The 22,676-nt window shown below is 73.3% G+C and carries 15 protein-coding genes; 8 read left to right on the top strand and 7 right to left on the bottom strand.

The genetic code is table 11. The annotated features are described in order from the left end of the window. The first annotated feature begins 100 nt into the window (after positions 1 to 100). The 6 genes from ACGFIR_RS02505 to ACGFIR_RS02530 all read left to right on the top strand — a co-directional run bounded on the left by ACGFIR_RS02505 (position 101) and on the right by ACGFIR_RS02530 (position 14,397). On the top strand, positions 101 to 4,804 hold the full coding sequence (locus ACGFIR_RS02505; RefSeq protein ID WP_393142816.1) for a MupA/Atu3671 family FMN-dependent luciferase-like monooxygenase: 4,704 nt from the start codon (positions 101 to 103) through the stop codon (positions 4,802 to 4,804). An 88-nt stretch (positions 4,805 to 4,892) separates the two neighbouring features. After that, positions 4,893 to 5,915, top strand: a complete 1,023-nt coding sequence (locus ACGFIR_RS02510) for a phytanoyl-CoA dioxygenase family protein (protein ID WP_393001208.1) — start codon at positions 4,893 to 4,895, stop codon at positions 5,913 to 5,915. A gap of 2 nt (positions 5,916 to 5,917) precedes the next feature. Beyond that, positions 5,918 to 8,989, top strand: coding sequence for an AMP-binding protein (locus ACGFIR_RS02515; RefSeq protein ID WP_393142818.1), 3,072 nt, complete (start codon positions 5,918 to 5,920; stop codon positions 8,987 to 8,989). Beyond that, on the top strand, positions 8,986 to 10,746 hold the full coding sequence (locus ACGFIR_RS02520; protein WP_393142820.1) for a beta-ketoacyl synthase N-terminal-like domain-containing protein: 1,761 nt from the start codon (positions 8,986 to 8,988) through the stop codon (positions 10,744 to 10,746). The genes ACGFIR_RS02515 and ACGFIR_RS02520 overlap by 4 nt, the downstream gene beginning before the upstream one ends. Positions 10,747 to 10,843: 97 nt before the next feature. Next, positions 10,844 to 12,634 (top strand): ATP-binding cassette domain-containing protein, encoded by a 1,791-nt coding sequence (locus tag ACGFIR_RS02525; RefSeq protein ID WP_393142822.1) that lies wholly within the window; start codon positions 10,844 to 10,846, stop codon positions 12,632 to 12,634. Continuing rightward, complete coding sequence (locus ACGFIR_RS02530) at positions 12,631 to 14,397, top strand: ATP-binding cassette domain-containing protein (RefSeq protein WP_393142824.1); 1,767 nt, start codon at positions 12,631 to 12,633, stop codon at positions 14,395 to 14,397. The genes ACGFIR_RS02525 and ACGFIR_RS02530 overlap by 4 nt, the downstream gene beginning before the upstream one ends. An 11-nt stretch (positions 14,398 to 14,408) precedes the next feature. Here the strand turns inward: ACGFIR_RS02530 and ACGFIR_RS02535 are convergent, their stop codons facing one another. Next, on the bottom strand, positions 14,409 to 15,890 hold the full coding sequence (locus ACGFIR_RS02535; protein ID WP_393142826.1) for a condensation domain-containing protein: 1,482 nt from the start codon (positions 15,888 to 15,890) through the stop codon (positions 14,409 to 14,411). Here ACGFIR_RS02535 and ACGFIR_RS02540 point away from each other — a divergent pair. After that, complete coding sequence (locus ACGFIR_RS02540; RefSeq protein ID WP_393142828.1) at positions 15,889 to 16,971, top strand: NAD-dependent epimerase/dehydratase family protein; 1,083 nt, start codon at positions 15,889 to 15,891, stop codon at positions 16,969 to 16,971. The two genes, ACGFIR_RS02535 and ACGFIR_RS02540, sit on opposite strands and share 2 nt — an antisense overlap. Positions 16,972 to 16,991: 20 nt before the next feature. On the opposite strand, the gene eis is transcribed toward ACGFIR_RS02540, so the two are convergent. The 5 genes from eis to ACGFIR_RS02565 all read right to left on the bottom strand — a co-directional run bounded on the left by eis (position 16,992) and on the right by ACGFIR_RS02565 (position 20,902). After that, the gene (gene eis, locus ACGFIR_RS02545) at positions 16,992 to 18,191 is read right to left on the bottom strand and encodes an enhanced intracellular survival protein Eis (RefSeq protein ID WP_393142830.1); all 1,200 of its coding nucleotides are present in this window, start codon (positions 18,189 to 18,191) and stop codon (positions 16,992 to 16,994) included. 67 nt (positions 18,192 to 18,258) lie between these two features. Continuing rightward, positions 18,259 to 18,951, bottom strand: a complete 693-nt coding sequence (locus tag ACGFIR_RS02550; RefSeq protein ID WP_393001192.1) for an ABC transporter permease — start codon at positions 18,949 to 18,951, stop codon at positions 18,259 to 18,261. Further along, on the bottom strand, positions 18,948 to 19,766 hold the full coding sequence (locus ACGFIR_RS02555; protein ID WP_393001190.1) for an ATP-binding cassette domain-containing protein: 819 nt from the start codon (positions 19,764 to 19,766) through the stop codon (positions 18,948 to 18,950). Before ACGFIR_RS02555 ends, ACGFIR_RS02550 begins: the two co-directional genes overlap by 4 nt. Further along, complete coding sequence (locus ACGFIR_RS02560; protein ID WP_393001188.1) at positions 19,763 to 20,101, bottom strand: PadR family transcriptional regulator; 339 nt, start codon at positions 20,099 to 20,101, stop codon at positions 19,763 to 19,765. Before ACGFIR_RS02560 ends, ACGFIR_RS02555 begins: the two co-directional genes overlap by 4 nt. 81 nt (positions 20,102 to 20,182) lie before the next feature. Next, positions 20,183 to 20,902 (bottom strand): PP2C family protein-serine/threonine phosphatase, encoded by a 720-nt coding sequence (locus ACGFIR_RS02565; protein WP_393001186.1) that lies wholly within the window; start codon positions 20,900 to 20,902, stop codon positions 20,183 to 20,185. 63 nt (positions 20,903 to 20,965) lie between these two features. On the opposite strand from ACGFIR_RS02565, the gene ACGFIR_RS02570 reads away from it, so the two are divergent. Beyond that, entirely contained in the window at positions 20,966 to 22,003 is a 1,038-nt protein-coding gene (locus tag ACGFIR_RS02570) for an AAA family ATPase (RefSeq protein ID WP_393001184.1), read from the top strand. Positions 22,004 to 22,100: 97 nt separating this feature from the next. On the opposite strand, the gene ACGFIR_RS02575 is transcribed toward ACGFIR_RS02570, so the two are convergent. Beyond that, a complete protein-coding gene (locus tag ACGFIR_RS02575; RefSeq protein ID WP_393001182.1) occupies positions 22,101 to 22,661 on the bottom strand; it encodes a helix-turn-helix domain-containing protein in 561 nt (186 codons plus the stop codon). Positions 22,662 to 22,676 lie beyond the last annotated feature (15 nt).

The following is a 22,676-nucleotide window of genomic DNA, read 5'->3' on the forward strand; positions in this document are numbered from 1 at the left end:
GTTGCTTGAGGACGTGGTGACGGTTCGTGCTGTCGGGCGTTGGGTTTCGGAGTCGGTGGCGCGGGGTGATGGTGTCGTGGTGGCGCCGGAGCCGGTCCTGGTGAGTGCTGGGCCGGCGGCGACGCCCGCTGCCCGGGGCGGCACCGGAGAGATCCGGCAGGCGGTGGCGGAACCGGCGGTGGAACGGCCGGGACACCAGCGGGACCGGGGCGCGACCTACGCCACGGCCACCGCCGCGTCGCGCGAGCTCAGCCGGCGCAGCCAGGGGCATCTGTGCAACAACCGGAAGATCGCCCAGCGTGAGCACGAGGAGCGGGCGGCGTCGTACCCGATCTGGATCGACCGGTCGAGCGGCGCCCACGTGTGGGACGCCGACGGACGGAAGCTGATAGACCTCACGATGGGGTACGGCGCTCACCTCTTCGGCCACAACCCCGACTTCGTCCGCGAAGCCGTCGAGCGGCAGATCGAGCGGGGGTTCCACATCGGCGCCGAGATCGCGCAGACCTCGGAGGTGGCCCAGCTGCTCTGCGAGCTGACGCGGATGGACCGGGTGAACTTCTGCGTCACCGGCACCGAGGCGGTCTTCACCGCGATCCGCCTCGCCCGCGCCTACACGGGACGGGCGCTCGTCGTCCTCCTCCAGGGCGCCTACCACGGCCATTCCGACTCCACCCTCTTCAGCCCGCGCCCGGGAAAGCGCCGCGAACACCTGGCGACCCCGTCCTTCCCCGGCGTGTCCCCGAGCGCCGCGGAGGACGTCCGCGTGCTGCCCGTGAGCGAGCAGCACCTGGCCGACTTCATGGCCGCGCACGGCGAGGAGGTCGCCGCCGTGGTGATGGAGCCCCGGCTGAACCAGTCGCCCGACGTCGACCTCGCCTCGCTCGCGCGAACGGCGCGGAGCCTGACCGAGAAGGCGGGCGCCCTGCTCGTGTTCGACGAGGTCCTCACCGGGTTCCGGTTCCACGTCCAGGGCTTCCAGGGGATCTACGGCGTCCGTGCGGACCTGGCCACCTACGGCAAGACGCTCGCCGCCGGTCTGCCGATGGCCGCCGTGGCGGGCCGCGCCGACGTCATGGACCTGATCGACGGGGGGCCCTGGACCGACGAGGTGCGCGCCGACCCGGACCGCGTGTCGTTCACCGGAGGGACGTACGCGAAGCATCCGCTCTCCGTGGCCGCGGCGGGCGCGGTGCTGCGGCAGCTCGCCCGGGAGGGGGACGGCGTACTCGCCGAACTCAACGCCGCGGGCGACGACCTGCGTGAGGCGATCGCGCGGATCCTGGAGGACTCCGGCGTCGGCGTCCGAGTGCTGGGGACCGGGTCCTTCTTCCGCTTCGTGCCCGCGACGTCGACGAGCTTCGCGTACGGGGGGAAGGCGTTCCACGAGTTCCGGCGCATGATGATCGCCGAAGGCGTACTCGTGCCGGAGACGGGCAACTGCTTCCTGTCTCCCGCCCACACGGCGGAGGTCCGCCGCGCCGTCCTCGACGCGGTCGCCGGCGCGACCCAGCGGCTCGCCCGGGGTGGCGACGCGGAGGTCGACCCCGAGGGGGGCCGGTCCCCGTCGGTGAGCCTCGCGCTGTTCGGTTTCGCGGCCAACGGCGAGAAGGACATCTACTCGCGCCTGCTCGACCTGGTCGAGGTCGCCGAGGCCGAGGGACTGGAGAACGTCTGGCTGCCCGAGCGCCACTTCGACGACTTCGCGGGGTTCTCGCCGAACCCGGCGGTGCTCGGCGCCATGGTCGCGATGCGCACCTCGCGGATCGGCATCCGGGCGGGCAGCAGTGTGCTGCCGCTGCACTCGGCGATCTCCGTGGCGGAGGACTGGGCGATGGTCGACGTCGCCTCCGGCGGGCGGGTCGGGCTCGGTGTGGCGTCCGGCTGGATGAAGCGCGACTTCGTCCTCTCCGAGGGGACGCACGCCGAACGCCGTGAGCTGTTCCGGACGCGTGTCGCGCAGCTGGAGCGTCTCTGGGGCGGCGAAGCCCTCGCCGTCGAAGGGGGGTCCGGCGAGCGTACGGAGGTCCGGCTGCACCCGCGTCCGCTGAGCGAACTTCGGCTCTGGCAGGCGTGCGTGGGATCGCCTGACTCGTTCTACGAGGCGGGCCGGGCCGGGCGCGGTGTGCTCACGAACCTGATCCAGCAGGACCTGGCTCAGCTCACCGGCAACCTCGAACGCTATCGGCAGGGGCGGCGCGACGGCGGGCTCCCGCCGGACGGCGGAGACGTGACGGTCCTGCTCCACGCCGCGGTCGCCACGGACGAGGCGGCGGAGCAGCGGAACATGGCGGCGCTGGAGCGCTACATGTTCGCCACCTTCCGCAGCACGCACGACAACCCCGAACTCGTCGCGGAGGAGACCTGGGCGCCGCGCATGAAGGCGGCCGCGAACCGTCTGCGCGACGGCCTGTCGCTCGTCGGCCCCGAGGCGGAGTGGGCGAAGCTGACCACCGAGCTCGCCCGGCTCGGCGTGACCGACATCGCCTGTCTCGTCGACTTCCTGCCGCCGGGGCAGGCGTGGAACGACACGATGCGAGCGCTCGGCCGGCTCAGCGAGCGGCTGGCGAGCACCCCCGCCGCAGCGGCGTCGTCGGCGGACCGTCCGGCCGCACCGGTCGAGAAGGCGGACCGGCCGGCCGGACCGGTCGAGGAGGCGGACCGGCTGGCCGGACCGGCGGCTGCGGAGTCCGTGGCCCCGCTGGGTGCCGCCCACGACGCGGATGAGGTGAGGCCCGTCGACCCGGCGGCGCGGGACCCGTTTCCCGTCTCGACCAGTCGAGCCGCCCGCGAGATCTGGGCCGCGTGCCAGATCAGCGCCGAGACGCGTGAGGCGTACGTCATCGACCGCACCTTTCTCATCTCCCCGGCAGTCGATCTCGACCGACTGCGGAGCGCCTATCTCGACACGATCGAAGCGCAGCCTGCCTACCGTCTACGTGTCAATACGGATGGCGTTGACGGGTGGGTGGAGCCGTTTGGCGAGGCGCATCGCCAGAGCTGGCAACTGATCGACGGGGTCGCGGAGTCCGTGGGGGACTTCGCGGCCGCCATCCGGGTGAGGTCGTACGCCGAACCGCTCGACCCGGTCGCGCGCTGCGGCGTGCGGCTGACGTGCCAGCGGTCCGCCACCGGGGTGTTCGTCAACCTCCGCGCGTCGCACGTCGTCCTCGACGGGATGCGCTTCGCCGAGCTGCTCGACTCCGTCGCCGCGCGCTACCAGGGCCGGCCCGTCCAGGAGCTGACGATCCCCCCGGTGGCGCAGTTCGACCGGGAGACCAGGGAAAGGGACCGGGCGCACTGGACCCGCTGGGTGGACGCCCTGCCGGACGAGGCGTTCGAGGCCGGGTTCGACGCGCGGACCCTCGACCGTCGCGGCTACCGGGTGTCGGGTCGCCTCGCCTCGGACCTGCGCGCGGGCCTCGCGTCGTATGCCCGCTCCGAGCGGTCGACGTCGTTCGCCGAGGCGCTCCGGGCGGCGGCGGAGATCATCGACGAGACGCTCGGACGGCACCACCTCTACGCGTTCCCCGCCAAGCCGTCGGTGGTCGAGTACGGCAGCTGCGCCGTGCTGGCGCCGTTCTGGCTGGGTCCGGTGGCGGGGGACGACCCACGCCCGTCGGTCAAGGGCGCCGTCATGTCGGGGGTCGAACACGGCTCGCTCACCTTCCGCCAGGTGTTCAACGACGTCACCCGTCGCGTGCAGACGCCCACGGTGACGGTGTCGTGGGACAACCTCGAGGCGTTCGCACTGGACGGCCACCAGGTGGACGAGGTGTCGATGCCCACCGACGTGGTCCGGTTCCCGCTCGCCGTGACCTTCACCCAGCGGCCCGGCGGTGACGTCGAACTGTCGATCGACGCGGCGCAGGCGTTCCTTCCGAAGGACCGGGGCGAGCTGCTGCTCGCGCGGTTGATCCGCGGCATCGAGGAACGGTTCGTCCCGACGACCGAGCCGGAAGCGGCCACCGCGGACGACGGGCGCGGCGGCGTGGACCGCGCGGAACGGGTCTCGGCGCGGGGGCTCGCCCGGCTCGTCCGTGGCCTCGCCGAGCCGCAGGGGGACCCCGGCGCCGCGGAGGCGCGGCTCGACGGCCGGGTCCGCCCCCTCGACCTCGTCGTGACGAAGGCGCGTGCGTCCGCGCGCGTCCTCGCCGAGGAGGAGCCGGGTTCTCTCGACGCCGAGGCGGTGGTGATCGACGTCGACACCGCGTTCGACGCCACCGTCGCGCTGCTGGTGACCGGCATGGTGGGTCTCGCGGGCCGGGTTCGTGCGGCGGGCGCGCCCGGTCGGCTCGTCGTCGTCGGCACGGGCCGGCCCGGCGCAGGCGCCGTCGGCGACGGCACCGTCCTCGCGCTGAGCCGCTGGGCGATGGTGGGCGCGGAGGAGAGGCTCGCACTCAGCCCGTCGTCGGCCGAGGACCTCGACGCGGCCCTGTCGCATGTGCTGCGCTCGCTGCGAGCCGACCAGGGGGCCGAGGTCATGGCGGCGCTCCGCGCACTGGTCGACGAGTACGTGGGCGAGGCGGATCAGGACCACGACGGTGACGGCGACCGGCCGGCCGGCGCGGAGGTCCACGGCTACGTTCCCGAGCTGGTACGGGGGATCTGGAAGCGGGTGCTCGACGGGTCCGTCGATTTCGGTGACGAGGACGACTTCTTCGATCTGGGTGGCGACTCGGTCGACGCGATCCGGATCATGGCGATCCTGAATCAGGAGCTGCGCACCGAGCTCGACGTGGCGTTGATCTTCGACAATCCGACGGTCAGCCAGCTGAGCCGGGCCGTGACCGCGCGCATCTGAGACAAGTCAGCTGCTTCGATCGAGGGGTGAGGGAATGGCTCTGGAAGTCAGGACAACGTTCGGGGAACTCCGCCAGTTCGCTGCGTGGGTGGAACCAGACGCGCGGACCGCAGCGCAGTACGGATTCCAGGACAGGACGATCCCCGACAGCGCACAGGCGATCGTGGACGGCGACCTCGCCGTGTCCACGACGCACGGGCGGGGCCCGATCGTCAACGACTCCCGTGCGGACTGGGCGTTGTTCTGCCAGGAACGGTTCGGGCTCCAGTCCTCGCGTTGGCCGTCCTTCCGCCGCCACCCGCTCAGCGACAGCTTCCTCTGGCGCTCGATCGGCAGCGGCAAGCGGGTGCTCAGCGACGCCGAGGCCGAGGCGTACGACCGTGACGGCTACGTGATCGTCGAGGACGTGCTCAGCAAGGCGTTCCTGGCGGAGGTGGTCGCCGACCTCGACCGCTTCGAAGCGGAGCGCCTCACGGCCGCGAGCGTCGCCGGCGGCAAGAACAACATCACGCAGGCCGGCAAGGTGTCGTTCAACGTCCAGCTCGCGCGCCATTCGGCACCGCTGCGCAAGCTCATCGCGCTGCCGCTCCTGCAACACATGATGTACGACCTGATCGGGCCGAACGTCCGCCTGTACTGGGACCAGTCGGTCTACAAGAGCCCGAACTCCTGCCTGGCGTTCCCGTGGCACCAGGACACCGGCTACACGTACGTCGACCAGCCCGGGAAGATCGTCACCGCCTGGGTCGCGCTCACCGACGCGGACGAGGATTCCGGGTGCATGTGGGTGCTCCCCGGCAGTCACCGCGTGGGACCGCTCGTGCACGAGAAGAGCGAGTTCGGCAACCGGGTGTTCGCCGAGGATCCGTCCGGCATGATCCCGCTGCCGATGCGGGCCGGATCCATCATGGTCTTCGCGGGCCTGCTGCCGCACATGACCGGCGGCAACTTCCAGAACTGGACGCGCAAGGCACTCGTCGTCGAGTACGCCCCGGACGGCATGAACCGGATCGCGATCGACCCGTGGGGCGACAAGGTCATCAGCCCGGCGAACAACCCGCACACGCAGTTCGACGTCCTGCGCGACGGGCGTCCGGTGGTTAGTCGGTAGAGATGCAGACCGAGCACCGCGTAATCGCCCAGCTCGCGGGCCGGCCGCTCGCCACGGTACGGACCGAGGGGACGCCACGGAGTCTCTCGGAGGTCCTCGACCGGGCGGCGGACGGCACGACCACCGTCGGCACGATCGACTCCGACGGGACCCGGCGCGAGGAGAGTTGGCGAGCCTTCCGGGACCGCGTACGGCTGATCGCCGCCGACGCCCGTCGCGGGGGCCTCGACCGTGGCTCCATCGTGGTCGTGGCCGCGACCGAACCGTCGGAGATCCTCGCGCTCTTCTGGAGCAGTGTCGTGGCGGGGGCCGAGCCGCTGCTGGTGCCGGCCGAACTCCTCGACGACCGCGCGGGAGGGGGCGAGTGGTTGGCCGCGCTCGCCGAGCACGCGCCCGTCCGCGCGCTCGTCCACGCCAGGGCCGCCCGGTTCCGGGTCGTCTCCGAGGCGCCGAGGTGGGGGATCGACCCGATCCCGCTCGACCTGGACGAGCCGGGCGGGCACGACGGCGCCGCTGCCACCGCCGACGGTCCCCTGTCGCTGGTGCACTTCATGACCTCGGGGAGCACCGGCGCCCCGAAGGTGGTGCCGCAGCGCCACCGGGGCGTCATCGACATGGCGCTCGGCGCCGTGGCCGTGAACGAGCTCGACGCCACGACGGTCGGCTTGAACTGGATGCCGCTGTCGCACGTCGGCGGCATGCTGATGGCCCACGTCCGGGACGCCGTGATCGCGGCCAGGCACCTCTCCGTCGCGACCGAACGCATCCTCGCGAATCCCGGCGAGTGGTTCCGGCTCGTGACCGAGCACCGCGTCAGCGCGGTGTGGTCGCCCAACTTCGCCTATCGCATGCTGGCCAACGAGGCCGGGAACATCCCGGCCGACGGGTCCGTCGACCTCGCGAGCATCCGGTTCTGCCTGAACGGCGGCGAGGCCGTCTCCGCCAGGGACTGCGCGCGCTTCGAGGAGTCGCTGGGCCGTCTGGGCCTGCCCAAGGGCACGATCGCACCGGCCTGGGGCATGGCGGAGACGTGCTCCGGGGTTCTGTACGCCCCGCACTACGACCCACTCGCGGACACGTCTCCGACGGTCTCCGTCGGCTTCCCGCTGCCCGGGGTCGAGGTCCGGATCGTGGCGACGGACGCCGCGGACGACGGCCTCGGCGTGGGGCACCTGGAAGTTCGTGGTTCGCCGGTGCTGGAGCGCTATCTGGTGGGTGGGGACCTCGCCATGGGTGCCGACGGCTGGTTCCGGACCGGTGACCTCGCCCGGATCGACGACAGCGGCGTGCACTTCGTCGGCAGGGACGGCACCAGGATCGTCGCGAACGGCGTGACCTGGAACTCCGCCGACCTCGAAGGTGAGGTCGAGCGGGTCGGGGGCGTCGTGCCGGGGACGTGCGCGATCACCTCCTTCCGGGCACCGAGGCTCGACCGTGATCAGATCGCCGTGTTCTGTGCCGTCGACGGTGACGCGTCGAAGGTGCGCGGCGAGGTCCGGCGGTGCGTGGAGACGATCATCGGCGTACCCGTCGCGCACGTCATCGACATTCCGGCGAGCGCGATCGAGCGGACCAGCATCGGCAAGGTCCGCAAGGGAAGGCTCGTCCGGAGGTTCATCGACCCCGACCCGCCTCGGCTGTGGGAGTTGGAGTGGGTCGCCCGGCCCTCGCCTGCGGAGGGGACACCGGCGGGAGCGCAGGGGCAGGTGCGCAAGCCGGTCGTCCTGCGTGGGCGCGGGCTGGTCCACTCGGCCCTGGCCGGCTGCGCGCCGCAGCAACTGCACGAGACGCTGGAGCACTGGCGTCAGGCGGCCGAGCCCGACCGGTTGCGGGGGCAGGACGTGGTGATCCTCGTCGAGGCGCGCGAGGGCGACGCCCGGCGGCTGCCCCGGTCGCATCCCGTGGCGGCGTACCTGCGCGCGGTCGCGCACGGGGCGGGCGCCCGCTCCGTGCGTACGGTCTGGCTGCATCCGCTCGCGCACGAGCAGGTGCTCGACGACGTCCTGGCGCAGGAACCGGCCGTGGAGGCGGGCGCGCGCACTGCCGTCGCGGACCTCTTCGTGGGCCCTCGCGGTGACCTGTGGCACCGCGTCCTCGCGCCGGTCTCCGCCGGAAGCGACGTCCCGCCCGCGACCCATGCCGTGCTCCTCGGTGGCACCGGGCGACTCGGCGAGGCGCTCGGCGCCGAACTGTCCGCTCGCGGCCTGCGCGTCACGCTCGTCGGTCACCGGGCCCGGTCCGGGAACGCCCCGGCGGACGGGGTCGACCGGGTCTGCACCGACATCGGTTCGACGGCGGCCGTGGGCGACCTGCTGGAGAAGATCGGATGGGCTCCCGGGGAGCGGACCCTGGTTGTCCACCTGGCGGGCGAGCCCCGGCCCGCGCCGCAGGACGCGCTCGCGCGTCTTCTCGGCCCGAAGACCGACGGGGTCCGCACGGCCGTGGAACTGGCGCACGCCCTGGACGCGCCGCTCGCGGTCGTCTCCTCCGTCAACGCACACGTCGCGGGGACGGGCGTCGAGACCTATTCGGCGGCGTGCGCGGCGGCCGAGGTGATCGCCGAGCAGGCCACCCGGATCCCGGTCACGGTCGTGTCGGTGACGTCGGTGCGCGAGGCACGGCAGACCGACGAGGCGAACGTGGCCGTGGCCCAGGCCCTGGGGCTCGACGAGATCAGCGTCATGGACATCGCCGCCTGCGTACTGGCCCGGCCTGCCCGCTCCGTGCTGCTCGGGGTACGCGAGGACGTCGCGTTCCTCCCGCAGCGCGACGGCGGGGCGCAGCCCTCGTCCGCCGCCGACCCGCCGAGCGCCGGGAAGGCGGACGAGACCGGGTGGTCGCCGACCGTCAGCGCGCTCGCGCTCGGGCTGCGCCCGCTCGTCGGCGCGGAAACGGTACGCCCGCACGCCAGCTGGTTCGACATGGGGTTGACGTCGGTCGACCTGCCGAACCTCGCTCGCGCTCTCGCGGGCCGTACCGGTCAGAAGATCGGAGTGTTGGAGCTGATGCGGTTCCCGAGCCTCGCGGCACTCGCGGACCACATCGACGACAGCGGGAAGAGGAATGCCGGGTGAGCGGCGAGATCGCCATCGTCGGGTACGACGCATGTCTGCCCGCCGGACGTGAGCGGGTCGAGATCGACTCGTTCCTGAGGTCGGGAACGAGCGCCGTCGTGGACGTCTCCCGCGAGGAGATGGTCGCCGCGGGCGTACCGGAGTCGGACTTCGGCCGCGAAGGCTACGTGGCGCGGTCGGCCAGGGCGGCCTGGAGCCCGGAAACCGCACGCCACCTGGCCGGCCTGACTCCACACGAACTGGCGATCACCGATCCGCAGCACCTGCTCTTCCTCGACTGCTGCATCGGGGCGCTGCACGACGCGGGCATGAGTCCCGACAGCGTGCGTGGCCGCGAGATCGGCGTGGTCGGCGGCATCGGCATGGGTCTGTACGCGGGCCAGTCGCTCGACTCGTACTTCACGACGCGGTTGCAGCGGGACCTCGCGATGCGGGACCAGCTCGCCTTCCCGGAGATCCTCATCGGCAACAGCAGTGACCACTGCGTCGGACGGGTCTCCTACCGGCTGGGGCTCATCGGCCCGAGCGTGAACGTCCAGACGGCCTGCTCGACAGCGCTCGCGGCGGTGGAGCACGCGGTGCTCCTGCTCCGCAGCGGCCGGGTCGACACCGTCCTCGCGGGCGCCGCGGCGTTGTACTTCCCCGATCGTCGGGGATACCAGTGGGAACGCGGCGGGATCCTGTCGCCGACCGGGGAGTGCCGGGCGTTCGATTCCCGGGCCGACGGCACCGTCGGCGGCAGCGGCGGGGGTGTCTTCGTGCTTCGTCGCCACGAGGACGCCGTCGCCGACGGCAACACGATCCACGGTGTGATCGAGGGCGTCTACTCCGCCAGCGACGGCGCGCAGCGCGCCAGTTACGCCGCACCCGCGTTCGACGGTCAGGTACGGGTCATCCGTCGGGCGATGGCGGACGCGTCCGTCGGACCGGACGACATCGCGTACGTCGAGGGGCACGGCACGGGAACGACGGTGGGCGACATCGTGGAGCTGGGCGCCCTGCACGAGGTGTTCGGCACGCGCCGGGACCCCCTTCCCGTGGGCTCGGTGAAGCCGGCGCTGGGTCACCTCGACACGGCTGCGGGCATCGCGTCCCTCGTGAACGTCCTCCTGGGGCTGAAGCGCGGCTGGATGCCCCCGACGGTGCACTTCGAGGAGCTGAACGCCGACGCACGCGAGTGGATCGCCCAGCCGTCGTTCCGTCCCGTTCCGCTTCCCACGGGCACCGCGCGGGTCGGCGTCAGCTGCTTCGGGGCGAGCGGCACGAGCGTGCACCTGGTGCTCTCCGCTGGCCGGGCACGGCCGGGCGAGCCCGGGGACGGGCCCGACGTGCGTGGCCGGGAGCGCCTCTCGATCGACGTCGGCGGCGCCGCGGGCCGGGCGCCCGCGCCTGCGGCGGACGAGGTCGGCGGCGACGCGGGCCGGATGTCCGCGCCCGCCCCGCAGCCCGCGGCGGACGAGGCCGGGGCGAACGGAGCCGCCCGGCCGGAGGACGGGCCGAGGTCCCGCCCCGGGCGGGAGGAGATCGTCAGCGGGCTCGTGGAGGTGCTCCGGCAGCGCGGCGACTTCGCGCACCTCAGCGACGACCAGCTCCTGGAGGTCGGGTTGCTCGACTTCGGGATCGACTCGGTCGACCTGCTCGCCGTCGTCAACCTCATCCACAAGCGGTGGGGAGTGGTCCTGGAGGTTCTGGACCTGCTCACGGCGGAGAACGTCGAGGCGATCGTGGACATGGTCGAGCAGGGACTGGACGAATGACGTCTCCGGAACACCCGGCGGTGCGGCAGCCGCCTCGCCAGCGGGCGGGGAGGCCGCCGACCACGGCCATCGCGGGTCACCGTTGAATGAGCAGGTGATGAGGCGACGGGTGGCACCGGACCGGCCAGGCGTCGGTACCACGGTCGTCAGGCGGCTCCGGCTGAACCTCTTCGCCGTGGGGTGGCGGCTCCTCCCCGGGTTCACGCTGGGTCTCGTCCTGCTCCTGCTGGCGACGGCGGCGGTGCCGGCCGCGTCGATCGTGGCGATCGGCTTCGTCGTGGGCGGCGTGGCCGGCGGCTCGTCGGCGGTCGTGCTGGCCGGTACGGCGTTCGTGGTCCTCTTCGTCGTCGACCAGCTCTGCAACGTGGTCGTGGACGTCCTCGCCGACCGCTACGGGGGCCGGATACAGGAGAAGTCGGAGCGCGCCCTGATCCGAGCGCGACTGTCCGACCCCGGTGCGGGTTCGCGGGCCCTCCGGGAGGCGCTGGATGCCGTCAGCTCCGCGCCGCCGATGCGGCGGCTCGTGGTGTCGACGGTGCGATACCTGCTGATGCGTGCGCAGGCGGTGATCCCTGGACTCGTGCTCGTGTTCGTGGAGCCGCTCGCGGGCGTCCCCGTCCTGGTCGCGTTCGTCGTGCTGTCCGCGACGATGGAGCGGGACTACACGGCCGAGCAGTCGGCGGCGTACTCGGCGGACAAGGAGAGTGCGCGCGCGGTGTACCTCGCGGGTCTGGCGTTCCACCGCCGCACGGCCCGCGAGGTGATCCTCTTCCGCGCGGCCGACTGGGTGATCGGCAGGTTCCGCGAGGCCGCGCACGGCGCCCGCCCGGCCACGCGCATCGGCCCGCCGCTGCTGGCGGCGCTGGCCCTCGCGGTGGTCGCGATGGCGTTCGCGCTGTTCGTGCTGGTGCGGGCCGGCCTGCCGCCCGCCCAGGTGGTGATGGGCGTGTCCTCGCTGGTCGCGTTGATGCTCGTCTTCGGCGTCACCATGGACGTGGTCTACTCGTCGATGGGTGCGGAGGTCTTCGACCGAGTCCGGCTCGCGACGACGGCGCACCCGCGCCCGGTGGTCACCGGCTGGAGCGCTCCCCGGGCGGGACCGGGCAGCAGGATCCGGTTCGAACGGGTCACGTTCCGTTATCCCGGCGCGGCCGAGCCGGTGTTCGCGGAGCTGAGCTTCGAGGTGGAACTCGGGGGCAGCCTGGCGATCGTCGGCGCGAACGGAGCGGGGAAGTCCACCCTGCTGAAGCTGCTCGTCGGGCTGCTCGCGCCCAGCTCGGGACGGATCCTCTGCGACGGGGTCGAGGTGTCCGCCGAGGCGCTGCGCGTCGCCTGGCGCGACTCGTTCGCGTTCCTCGGCCAGCAGTACGTCCGCTACCCGGCCTCGGCGTACGACAACGTGACGTTGGGGCGCACGGACAGTGCGGCCGTACGCGAACCGCGGGTGCGGGCCCTGCTCGACGATCTCGATCCGGAGCTGTTCGAGCCGGGAGCGCCACGCCTCACGGCGGCGATGGGCGCGGGGAGCGGCCTCTCCGGCGGGCAGTGGCAACGCCTCGCGACGGCGCGCGCGCTCGCGGGCATGGTGGACGACGATCGGCGCGTGCTGGTGCTGGACGAGCCGACGGCCGCGCTCGACGCGCAGGCTGAGGCGCGGTTCTTCGCCCAGCTCGGCGAACTCGCGGGCCCGGGCCGGACGACGGTGATGGTGTCGCACCGCTTCGCGGGCGTCCGGCGCGCGGCCGAGATCCTGGTGCTCCACGACGGCACGATCGCCGAGCGCGGGACCCACGCGACGCTGATGGACGACGACGGGACGTACGCGCGGATGTTCCGCTCGCAGGCCGACCGCTACCGGACGCCGAGCGAGGGGGGTGTGGCCCGATGACCTTCTCAGGCGCGCTCCGCGAGCTTCTGCGACTGTCCTTCCGGGCGGATCGGCGTGCCGCCTGGGTCACCCTCGTGGCGTTCACGGTGCGGCCCGTCGCCACCGTCGCCGCGTCGGTCGCGATCGCGATCATGGTGGCCCTCTGGGCGGCGGGGGAACCCACGTCGGGGGTGCCGTTCCTGGGCCTGGCCTGTGCGGCCCTGGTGGCGCAGGTGCTGCTCGGCCGCTACTCGCTCGCCGTCTCGGCTGTGTTGATCGACCGGACGAACCGGCTCATCGACGAGGACCTGCAGCGCGGGCTCTACGACGCCAGGTCGACCGAGCACTTCTCGGAGCGGCCCTTCGTCGACGACCTGCAGATCGTGCGCTCCGAACAGGCGCGGCTCACCGAGGGCGCCGACGTCGTGGGCCTCATCCTCGGCACGACCGTCCGGTTGGCCATGACCGTGGTCATCACGGTGCTGGCGACTCCGTGGCTCCTGCTCATGCCGCTCGCCGCCGTGGGGGCGTACCTGTGCGTCCGCCGGCGTGACGCGGCCGTCGGGGCAGCCCAGCGGGCGGCTGCCGAGAACGCGCGGGTCAGCGGCGAACTCGCGGGCATCGGCACGGACGAGAGGTACACCGACGAGCTGGTCCTGTCCCGGGGGAGCGAGTACCTCCTGGCGGCGCACCGCGCCTCGGCCACGGCGGCGGAGGCGACGCGGAACGCCGGCCTGTGGCGGGGTGCCCTGTGGACGATGCTCGGGATCGTCCTGACGGGTGCGGCGCTCGCCGCCGGGGTGGCTGGCCTCGTCCACGCGCTCGCGGAGGGCACCGTGGGCATGGCGACGACGCTGGCCTCGCTGCTGCTGCTCTCGACGACCACGTCGCTGGTCGGCGCCCTGGCGCGCTACCTGGCATCCTGCGCGGACTCGATCCGTGTGGTCCGCTCCCTCGATCGGGTACGCGAGCGGCTGCGCCGCGATCCGGTCGTGCACCGCCCGGCGGGCGAGGTCTCCGCGATCGAGCTGCACGACGTCTCCTACCGCTATCCCGGAGCGGCCACCGCCGCCATCGAGGGCGTCTCCCTCCGGCTCGTCGAGGGCCGCATCTACGCCCTCGTGGGCGCGAACGGGAGCGGGAAGACGACCCTCGTGAACCTGCTGAGCGGGTTGATCGCCCCCTCGTCCGGGGAGATCCGGCTGATCGGTGCGGGGGCGGCCGGCCAGGACGGGGCGCGGGGACGGACTCCCGGCACCACCTACATCACCCAGGACTTCGCCGAGCTGGAGTTCGAGCTTGGCGACGCGGTGCGGCTCGGCGACGACCGGTTCACCGACACCGATGTCGAGAACGCGGTGGAGAGCGCAGGTCTGGGGCAGCTCGTCAGGGAGCACGGTCTGGGGCTGCCGTTGGGCGCCACGATGACGGACGGGCGTCGCCTCTCCGGCGGACAGTGGCAGCGCGTGGCACTGGCCAGGGGCTTCCTGCGAGCGGATGCCGCTGTGCTGCTCTTCGACGAGCCGACCGCCGCCATCGACCCGATCGCCGAGGAGATGCTGCTCGACCGGCTCATGTCCCGGGCGCGCGCCGTCGCGCGGGAGCGGGCCGGAATCGTCGTCGTGGTCACCCATCGGATGTCGCTCGCGTCCGCGTCCGACGAGGTGGTCCTCCTGCACGAGGGCCGGGTGGCCGGGGTGGGTCCGCACGAGCGGTTGCTCGACGTGCCCCTGTACGCGAGGTTGTACGACGCGCAGCGCGAAGGCTACCTGGGCGGGGACTAGCCGACGGCCGCCTACGCCCGAGCGCCGACCGGGTCGGTCGATCCGTCGCGGGTGAGTTCGCCGACCGCGTCCCGCCACAGGGTCAGCAGTCGGTGCAGATCGTCCGCTCCGAGCACGTCCGCCGCGCCGATCAGCAGCGCGTTCGTGTCGGACGGGGACTCGGTGACGAAGATGAGCAGCTCGATGGACGCCTGCGGGTGATCGAGTTCCACCGCTCGCACGTCGACACCGTCCAGCGTCCAGTGCAGGTCCACGTCCTCCCGCGCATACGCCAGCACGACCTGGTAGAGCGGGCTCCGGCAGGCGCCTCCCTCGCGCTTCCCGGCGGCGTGGGCGATCAGCGAGGCGATGGGATAGTCACGCCGCCGCAGCGAGTCGCGTACGAGCGTCCGGCACTCCTCGAAGGTCCGTCGCAGGCCCGCGGATCGGGGCGAGCGCGAGCGGAGGAAGATCAGATTCTGGAAGAAGCCGACGGTGTCGAAGTCCTGCGGCCTGCGTCGGGTGTCCACGGCCGTGACGAGGCCGACGTCGTCGGTCCCGGAGAGCTGCTTCAGCGCCCAGAGCAGCGCGGTGACGTTGATGATGAAGCGCGTGCAGCCCAACCGCTTCGCCGCGGTGCCCATGCGGGCGGAGATCTCCGGGCCGAGCAGGCCCTCGGTCACCACCGGCCGAGTTGCCTCCACCTCGAGATCGGTCAGGAAGCGTGGCGGCAGCGGCGTGAGGAGATCGAGGATCTCCGGCGAGTCCTCGACGCTCGGGAACGTGTTCCGGACGGCGGACGAGTCGTAGGCGTACGGCTCGTCGAGATCCTCCGACCGGCCTGCGTAGAGCGTGGCGAGATCCCGCTGGAGGACCGCCCTCGAACGCTCGTCGATCGCGATGTGGTCGATGACCAGGAGGAGGCTGTGGACGCCTGGCGTGTGCGGGATCAGGATCGCCTGGAGCATCGTGTGGCGGTCCGGGGTCGTGAACCGTTGGGTGGCGTCGTCGAGGACGTCGCTCACGTGCTTGCGGATCTCGTCCTCGTCGGACATCCCGGTGGCCGGCGCGATCGTGAACACGTCCGGGCCCTCGCCCGGATGGACGATCGCCAGCACCTCTCCCGATTCGGCGAAGGCGTAGTTGGTGCGGAGGATGGTGTGCCGGCGGACGAGCCCGATCAGCGCGTCGCGGAGCCGGTCGACGTCCAGCGGCCCGCGGATCAGCAGGTGGGTGCCCACGATCTGCGCGGGCGGGCCGCCCGGCGCGTGACGTCCCTTGATCAGGCGGCTCTGGGTCAGCGACGCCGGATAGACGGTCGCCCGTGGCCGGCCGCTTCGATCGAGGTGGTTCGTCATCCTGCCCCGCCCTTCTCGCCGCTCGACCCGCGACCGCCGACCCGCGCCGCTGCCGCGGTCGGGTCCGCAGAACGCGCCCGCGAGCGTACTAGCTCGCGCCGGAAAGCGTTGCCCCAGAAGCGATTGAGGCGCGACAGAGCGGGTACGGGGCGGCATGCGGATCGTGGTGGTGGGGGCGACCGGCAACGCGGGCACCGCCCTGTTGCGCCGGCTGCGACGGGAGCGCGGGCTGGAACTCGCCGGGGTGGCGCGTCGGCTGCCTGGGCCGGAGTGCGGCGAGCCGTACGACCAGGTGGAGTGGCACTCCTGCGACGTCGGCCTGCCCGGGGCGGCCGGCCAGCTCGCCGAGGTCTTCGCCGGGGCCGACGCGGTGGTGCACCTGGCCTGGCAGATCCAGCCCAGCCACGACCAGCGGGTGCTGCACCGTACCAACGTGGGCGGGAGCGCGGCCGTGATCGACGCCGTGGTCCGCGCCGGCGTGCCGGCTCTGGTGTACGCGTCGTCGGTCGGCGTCTACGCGTCCGGCCCGAAGGACCGGCCGGTCTCCGAGCGCTGGCCGGCGACGGGGGTGCCCGGCTCGTCGTACAGCCGGGACAAGGCCGAGGTGGAGGCGCTGCTCGACCGGGCGGAGCGGGAGCACCCGGAGCTGCGGGTGGTGCGGCTGCGGCCCGGGCTGAACTTCCAGCGGGCGGCGGCCACCGAGATCACCCGCTACTTCCTCGGCCCGTTCGCGCCCGTCCGGCTGCTGCGCTTCGGCCGGATCCCGATCGTGCCGACGAACCGGCGGCTGCGGATGCAGGCCGTGCACACCGACGACGTCGCCGACGCGTACGCCCGGGCGGTCCTGGGTGACGCGCGCGGCGCGTTCAACGTCGCCGCGGACCCGGTGCTGACCCCGGAGCTGGTGGCCCGGCACTTCCACGGCTGGACGGTGCCCGTGGCCGCCCCGGTGCTGCGCGCCGCCGCCGCGCTGACCTGGCGGGCGCGGCTGCAACCGATCGACGGCGGCTGGGTGGAGCTGGCGTTGCACGCGCCGCTCATGTCGAGCGAGCGCGCCGAGACGGAGCTGGGCTGGCACCCGCGCCACGACGCGCTCAGCGCGCTGCGGGAACTCCTCGCCGGCATGGCCGACGGCGCGCACGCCACCAGCCCGCCGATGTCGGCGGCCGGCGGCCTCCCGGGCCGTCCCGCCGCCCTGCTCGGCGGTCGCCTCGCCGGCCACGGCAACCCCTACTGACCGACCGCGAGCGGCGGCGGTCAGAAGTCGGAGAAGAGGTACGGGTGCTGGCGGGGGAAGAGCCGGCGCAGCTCCGCCGCCGCCTCCGGCGACACGTCACCCAGCCCGCGCAGGCCCACCTCGACCGGGTCCAGCACCCCGTACGCCAGCGCGGAGAGTCCGGCGGCGGTCAGCGTGCTGGTCGGCGGCGAGCCGGCGGTGGCGGCGGCGCCGGTGACCAGCTCCAGCGCGCCGGTCGTGCCGTCCAGCAGGTACGACCCGGCCAGCCACCGGTCGCCGGCCAGCTCGATCCGCACCCGGCCCGGCCCGACGGGCAGCCCGGCCAGCGCGTCGATCGACAGCAGCCGGGCCATCGGCGCGGAGGCGCTCGGGCGGGCCACCCGTGCCTCGACGTGCACCGCCAGGTCGGTCAGCCACAGCTCCGGCGCCTCGTCGACGGGCACCTGGACGGTCACCCGCTCCACCTGGTCGACGTGCCGGGCGAAGAACTGCAACAGCAGCGTGCGCGCGAGCGGGTCGGTCGCGAGCAGGTCGCCGGCGGCGAGCGTGCCGCCGTGGTCGTCGATCCGGTAGATCACCGCGCCGGTGACCGTGCCGCCCGTACGGGCCGTCAGCAGCCAGTGTTCGTCGCGGTCGCGCAACCCCACGTCCCGGTAGCCGGGGAAGATCGCGAAGCCGTGCCGCTCGTTCAGGCACCGCTCGGTGAACGCGCGCCACTGCGGGTAGCCGTCGCCGATCCGCTCCCAGCCGACCTCGCCCGGCAGGTCGGCGCGGAGCAGCTCGCCCAGGTCCGCCGGCGAGAACGTGACGGTACGCGGCTTCGGCAGCCCCACGTAGCCGAACCGGGCGTAGAACGACGGCCGGAACGGGTAGAGCGCGCTGAGCTGGTGCCCCTCGTCGCGCATCTCGTCGAGGAGCTGGTGCAGCAGGGTGCGTACGTGCCCGCGCCGGCGGGCCAGCGGGTGGGTGGCCACCCCGGCGACACCGGCCATGGGCAGCACCTCGCCGCGCAGGTTCTGCCGCATCGGGATCGCCGAGGCGGCGGCGACCGTGGTGCGCCCCTCCTCGACGATCAGCGTCCGGTTGCCCTCGTTGTAGGGCAGGTAACCGCGGAACTCCTCCGCCCGGGCCACGCTGCGCGGCGACGCCTCGAAGGCGTACGCGCCGAGCGCGAAGCTGGTGGTGAGTCGTTCCTCGGCGTGCACCCGGCGGACGGTCATCCGCCCATCCCATCCCGGTCCGGCAGCCGCCGCAACCGCAATCGCCGGTTACCGGCGTGGCGCGCCGTCAGCCGATCGGCAGGTGTCGAAGGTGCCGGCGGCGGCGCAGCCGGACGCTGAACACGGCCGCCACGGCGCCGATCAGCAGCGCGGTGACGGCCAGCCCGTGCAGCGAACCGCGCGTCAGGTAGCCGGAGTCGGCGTGGTCCACCGCCCAGGTGGCGATCTCCCGACTGGACCAGAAGGGGGTCAGCTTGGCGCCGGTGCCGGCCGGGTCGATCAGCATCTGCACCGCCACCACGGTGAGCAGCAGCAGCGTCCCCTCCAGCTCGCGGGGGAGCAGCGCGCCGATCAGCATCCCGAACGGCGCGGCCACCGCCACGCAGCAGAGCATCGCCACCGCCACCCCGCCGTGCCGCAGCTCGGGCGCATCGACGACGGTGAGCAGGAAGAACGGTACGGACAGCAGGAGCCCGGCCGCCCACAGGCCGAGCAGCCGACCGAGGTAGAGATCGCGCGGGCGGTAGCCGGCCAGCCGCAGCCGGGGCTCCAGTTCGCGGGCCGCGCCGGTGGCGAAGAGGGCGGCGGTGCTGACGGCCCAGCTGATGCCGAGCAGCAGCGAACGCACCGACTGCCCGACGTGGGAGTCCCGCCGGATCATCCAGAACGCCAGCGGCATCAACAGCAGCAGCAGGAGCACGCCCCGACGGCGCAGCAACTCCCGCAGGGTCATCTCGGCGACGGTGGCGAGGCGGTTCACGCGCGCCCTCCCTGGGTTGCCGGGGTCAGGTCGAGCACCAGGTCGACCCGGTCGAGTTGGTTGAGCAGGTGCGTCACCACGACGATCGCCCGTCCCTCGTCGCGCAGCCGGGCGAGCTGGTCCCAGAAGTTGACGTACGTGCCCTGGTCGAAGCCCTGGTAGGGCTCGTCGAGCAGCAGCACGTCCGGCTCGCTGAGGGTGGACATGGTCAGGTTCAGCTTCTGCCGGGTGCCGCCGGAGAGGTCGCGGGCGAGGACGTCGCCGTCGGCCTCCCAGCCGAGGTGGCGGGCCGCCGCCCGGCCGGCGCGGCGAGCCGGACCGCGGGCCACGCCCCGGCCGGCGCCGATCAGCACGAAGTGCTCGTCGGGCAGCAGGAAGTCGGCGGTGCCGCCCTGCTGGGGGCAGTAGCCGACCCGGCCGGAGACGGTCACGTCCCCGGCGTCGGGGGAGACCAGGCCGGCGCAGACGCGCAGGAAGGTGCTCTTGCCGCAGCCGTTCGCCCCGATCACGGCGGCGATCTGCCCGGCCCGGACGGTCAGGGACGCGTCGCGCAGGACGGTGTGTCGCCCGTACCGCTTGGTGATGCCCCGGGCGTGCAGCCGGACCGGCCCGGGGCGCGGACCGGGCGCGGTGCCGATGGTCTCGACGATCGCGGCGGCGTAGTCCTGCGGCCGGCCGAAGACGGCCCACGGGTCGCCCCCACCGTCGCGCAGGTGCGCGGCGGCCTCGGCGACCACGTGCCGGGCGGCGTCCGCCCGGACCCGGCGCCGGTCCAACTCGGCCGCGAACGCCCGCAGCCAATCGTCGGCGTTCATCCGTCGACCCCCTTCGTGACGAGGCCGGTCACCGGGGCGACGAACGCGAGCCAGGCGTTGCCGCCCTGGCGCAGGGTCGCCCGCCCGTCGTCGGTGAGCCGGTAGTACTTGCGGGCCGGTCCGGCATCGCCCTCCCGCCACTCGGCGGTGACCAGACCGGTGCGTTGCAGCCGCAGCAGCACCGGGTAGAGCGTGCCGCCCTGGATCGGCCCGATGCCGGCGGCCTCCAGTGCCTGGGCGAGCTGGTAGCCGTAGGACTCGCCCTCGCGCAGCAGCGCCAGGACGCAGAGGTCGAGCACCCCGCGCAGCCACTGCCCACGCCGGTCGGATTCCACGCGACGAACATAGCGACGCTACCTAGATGGCACAACTACCTAGATACCCGCGAGCGCCCGCGAAAGGAGCCGGAACGATTTTCAGACGGTCACGACGTCCGAGACCACGACGGTCACGTTGTCCGGCGCGCCCGCCTGGTGGGCGAGCTTGACGAGTTGCTCGCCGCACTGGTGGCGGTCCGCGTACGTGGTCAGGGCGGCGGCGATCGTGGCGTCCTCGACATAGTCGGAGAGCCCGTCGCTGCACAGCAGCAGCCGGTCGCCGGCGACCACCGTGAGTACGCCGACCGCCGGGGGCGTGTCCGAGCCCTGCACCGCCCGGGTCACCAGGGACCGCTGCGGGTGGTGCCGCGCCTGCTCGGGCGAGAGCGCCCCCTGGTCGACCAGCGCCTGGACGAAGGTGTCGTCCCGGGTGAGCTGGGTCAGCTCCCCGTTACGCAGCAGGTAGCAGCGGGAGTCGCCCACCTGCGCCAGCACCAGCGCATCCCCGGCGAGCAGGGCGGCGGTCAGCGTCGTACCCATGCCGTCGCGCGCCGGGTCGACGGTGATGGCGGCGTGGATGCGGCGGTTCGCCGTGCTCACCACGGCCCGCAGCGCTCCGGCCGCCTCGTCGGGGGCGGTCGGCGGGTTCAGCTCGTCCAGGATGCGAATGACGATCTCGCTCGCCACCTCCCCCGCAGGCAGGCCGCCCATGCCGTCCGCGACCGCGACGAGGCGGTCACCGGCGAGGGCGGAGTCCTCGTTGTTGGTGCGGACCAGGCCGATGTCGTTGATGATGGCCGAGCGGAGGATCAGCTTCATGGGGTCAAGCTTGCCAAGAACACCCTCCCGCCGTCTCTACGCACTACTGCGTAGGGTTGGGGAATGATGCCGGTGTCCATGGTCGGACGCGCCGGTGAGCTCGCCGAGCTCGACCGCGCCTGGTCCACCGTGGTCACCTCCCGGCCGGGCGCGCCGACCGTCGCGGTGATCACCGGGGCCGCCGGGGTGGGCAAGTCCCTGCTGGTCGCGGCAGCCCTCGACGCGTTCGCCCCCCGGCCGGCGGTGGTGCTCTCCGGCGCCGCGCGGGTGCACAGCCCCGCGCCGTACGACTGGTTGGCCGCCGTCCTCACGGGCCGGGACACGAGCCGGCTCGACCTGCCGCGCGACGCGCTGGCCTGGCTCGCCCAGCAGCCGAGCGCGCCGCGCGAGCGCTACGCGCCGGGCACCCTGCTGCGGCTCGCGGTGCGGGTGGTCCGGATGCTGGTCGGCGCCGGCCCGGCCGTGCTGGTGGTGGAGGATCTGCACGCCCTCGACCCGGCCAGCCTCAACCTGGTGGGCGAGCTGGCGACGGCCGCCGACCTGCCGGCGCTGCTGGTGGTGGCGAGCCGGCCCGCCGAGGACGCCGTCGCGCCGGACCTCGCGGTCCGCGCCCTGGCCCGGCTCTGCGGCGTCCGGGGCGCCGTCCGCCAACACCTCGGACCGCTGCTTCCGGCCGAGGTCGCCCAGGTGCTGACCCAGGTGTACGCGGACCCGCCCCCCTCCGGCCGGCTCGTGCGCGCCGTGTGGCAGCGCACCGGCGGCAACCCGTACGCGCTCACCGAGTTGCTCGCCGCCCACGCCGGCCGGGGGCCCGAGGCGCTGCTCCGGCCGCCGCCCGCGCCGCGCCCGCCCCGGGTGACGCCGCAGCGGCCCGCCGACCCCGTCGACGCCGAGCTGACCGGGCGGGAGATCGAGGTGCTGGGCTGCCTGGTCGCCGGGATGTCCAACAAGCAGGCGGCGCGGGCCCTCGGCATCTCGGTGCGGACGGTCACCGTGCACGTGTCGAACCTGCTGCGCAAGACCGGGTCGGCGTCGCGTACCGAGGCGGCGATCTGGGCGGTGCAGCGGCGGCTGCCGGTGTCGACGCCCGTGGACGGCTGAGCCGCCGCGCTGGCCCGGCGTCCGGCGAGTCGGGCCGTGTCGTCGCCGGGGTGGTCACTGGTCACCGGACCTGTGCGGGCCGTGTCGTCGACGGGTGTCAGTGGCGGGGGTAGCGGAGCAGGAGGCTCGCGGCGACCTCCTCGTCGCCGACGGCGGCGTACACGTGCGGCACGTCGGAGGTCCAGCGCAGGTGCCCGCCGGCGGCGGCGGTCAGCGGCGCGTCGACCGGGCCGGCGCGCAGCACACCCGAGAAGACGGTGATGTGCTCGGTGACGCCGCGCTGGTGGGCGGGGGAGAGCTGCTCCGCGCCGGGCGCGACCAGCATGCGGTACAGCTCGTAGGTGGCGTCGGTGTCCTCGAAGACCTCCAGCAGGATGCCGCTGACCGCGGCGCCGCGGATGTTGGCCCCGGCGCCCGGGCCGGAGAGCACGGCCGTCAGCGGCACGCTGAGCTGCGCGGTGATCGCGTAGAGCGTCTCCAGGGTCGGGTTACGGGTGCCGTGCTCCAGCCCGGAGAGGGTCGCCTTTCCCACGCCCGCCAGCCGGGCCAGGGTGGACAGCGACATGCCCCGCTCCTCGCGCAGCGCGCGGAGCCGCCGGCCGACGGCGACGCGCTCCGGGTCGACGTGCGGTGGGTGGGCTGGTGACGTCGGTGGCATCCCGCTATCGTGCTA

This window comes from Micromonospora sp. NPDC049051 (assembly GCF_043197575.1).
GTDB lineage: Bacteria > Actinomycetota > Actinomycetes > Mycobacteriales > Micromonosporaceae > Micromonospora.

Excerpts from the sequence above, each read along its gene's own strand:
- ACGFIR_RS02515 (WP_393142818.1), top strand. The coding sequence starts at position 5,918 with ATGCAGACCGAGCACCGCGTAATCGCCCAGCTCGCGGGCCGGCCGCTC.
- ACGFIR_RS02525 (WP_393142822.1), top strand. The coding sequence starts at position 10,844 with ATGAGGCGACGGGTGGCACCGGACCGGCCAGGCGTCGGTACCACGGTC.
- ACGFIR_RS02530 (WP_393142824.1), top strand. The coding sequence starts at position 12,631 with ATGACCTTCTCAGGCGCGCTCCGCGAGCTTCTGCGACTGTCCTTCCGG.
- ACGFIR_RS02540 (WP_393142828.1), top strand. The coding sequence starts at position 15,889 with ATGCGGATCGTGGTGGTGGGGGCGACCGGCAACGCGGGCACCGCCCTG.
- ACGFIR_RS02535 (WP_393142826.1), bottom strand. The coding sequence starts at position 15,890 with ATGCCGCCCCGTACCCGCTCTGTCGCGCCTCAATCGCTTCTGGGGCAA.
- eis (WP_393142830.1), bottom strand. The coding sequence starts at position 18,191 with ATGACCGTCCGCCGGGTGCACGCCGAGGAACGACTCACCACCAGCTTC.
- ACGFIR_RS02555 (WP_393001190.1), bottom strand. The coding sequence starts at position 19,766 with ATGAACGCCGACGATTGGCTGCGGGCGTTCGCGGCCGAGTTGGACCGG.
- ACGFIR_RS02565 (WP_393001186.1), bottom strand. The coding sequence starts at position 20,902 with ATGAAGCTGATCCTCCGCTCGGCCATCATCAACGACATCGGCCTGGTC.
- ACGFIR_RS02570 (WP_393001184.1), top strand. The coding sequence starts at position 20,966 with ATGATGCCGGTGTCCATGGTCGGACGCGCCGGTGAGCTCGCCGAGCTC.
- ACGFIR_RS02575 (WP_393001182.1), bottom strand. The coding sequence starts at position 22,661 with ATGCCACCGACGTCACCAGCCCACCCACCGCACGTCGACCCGGAGCGC.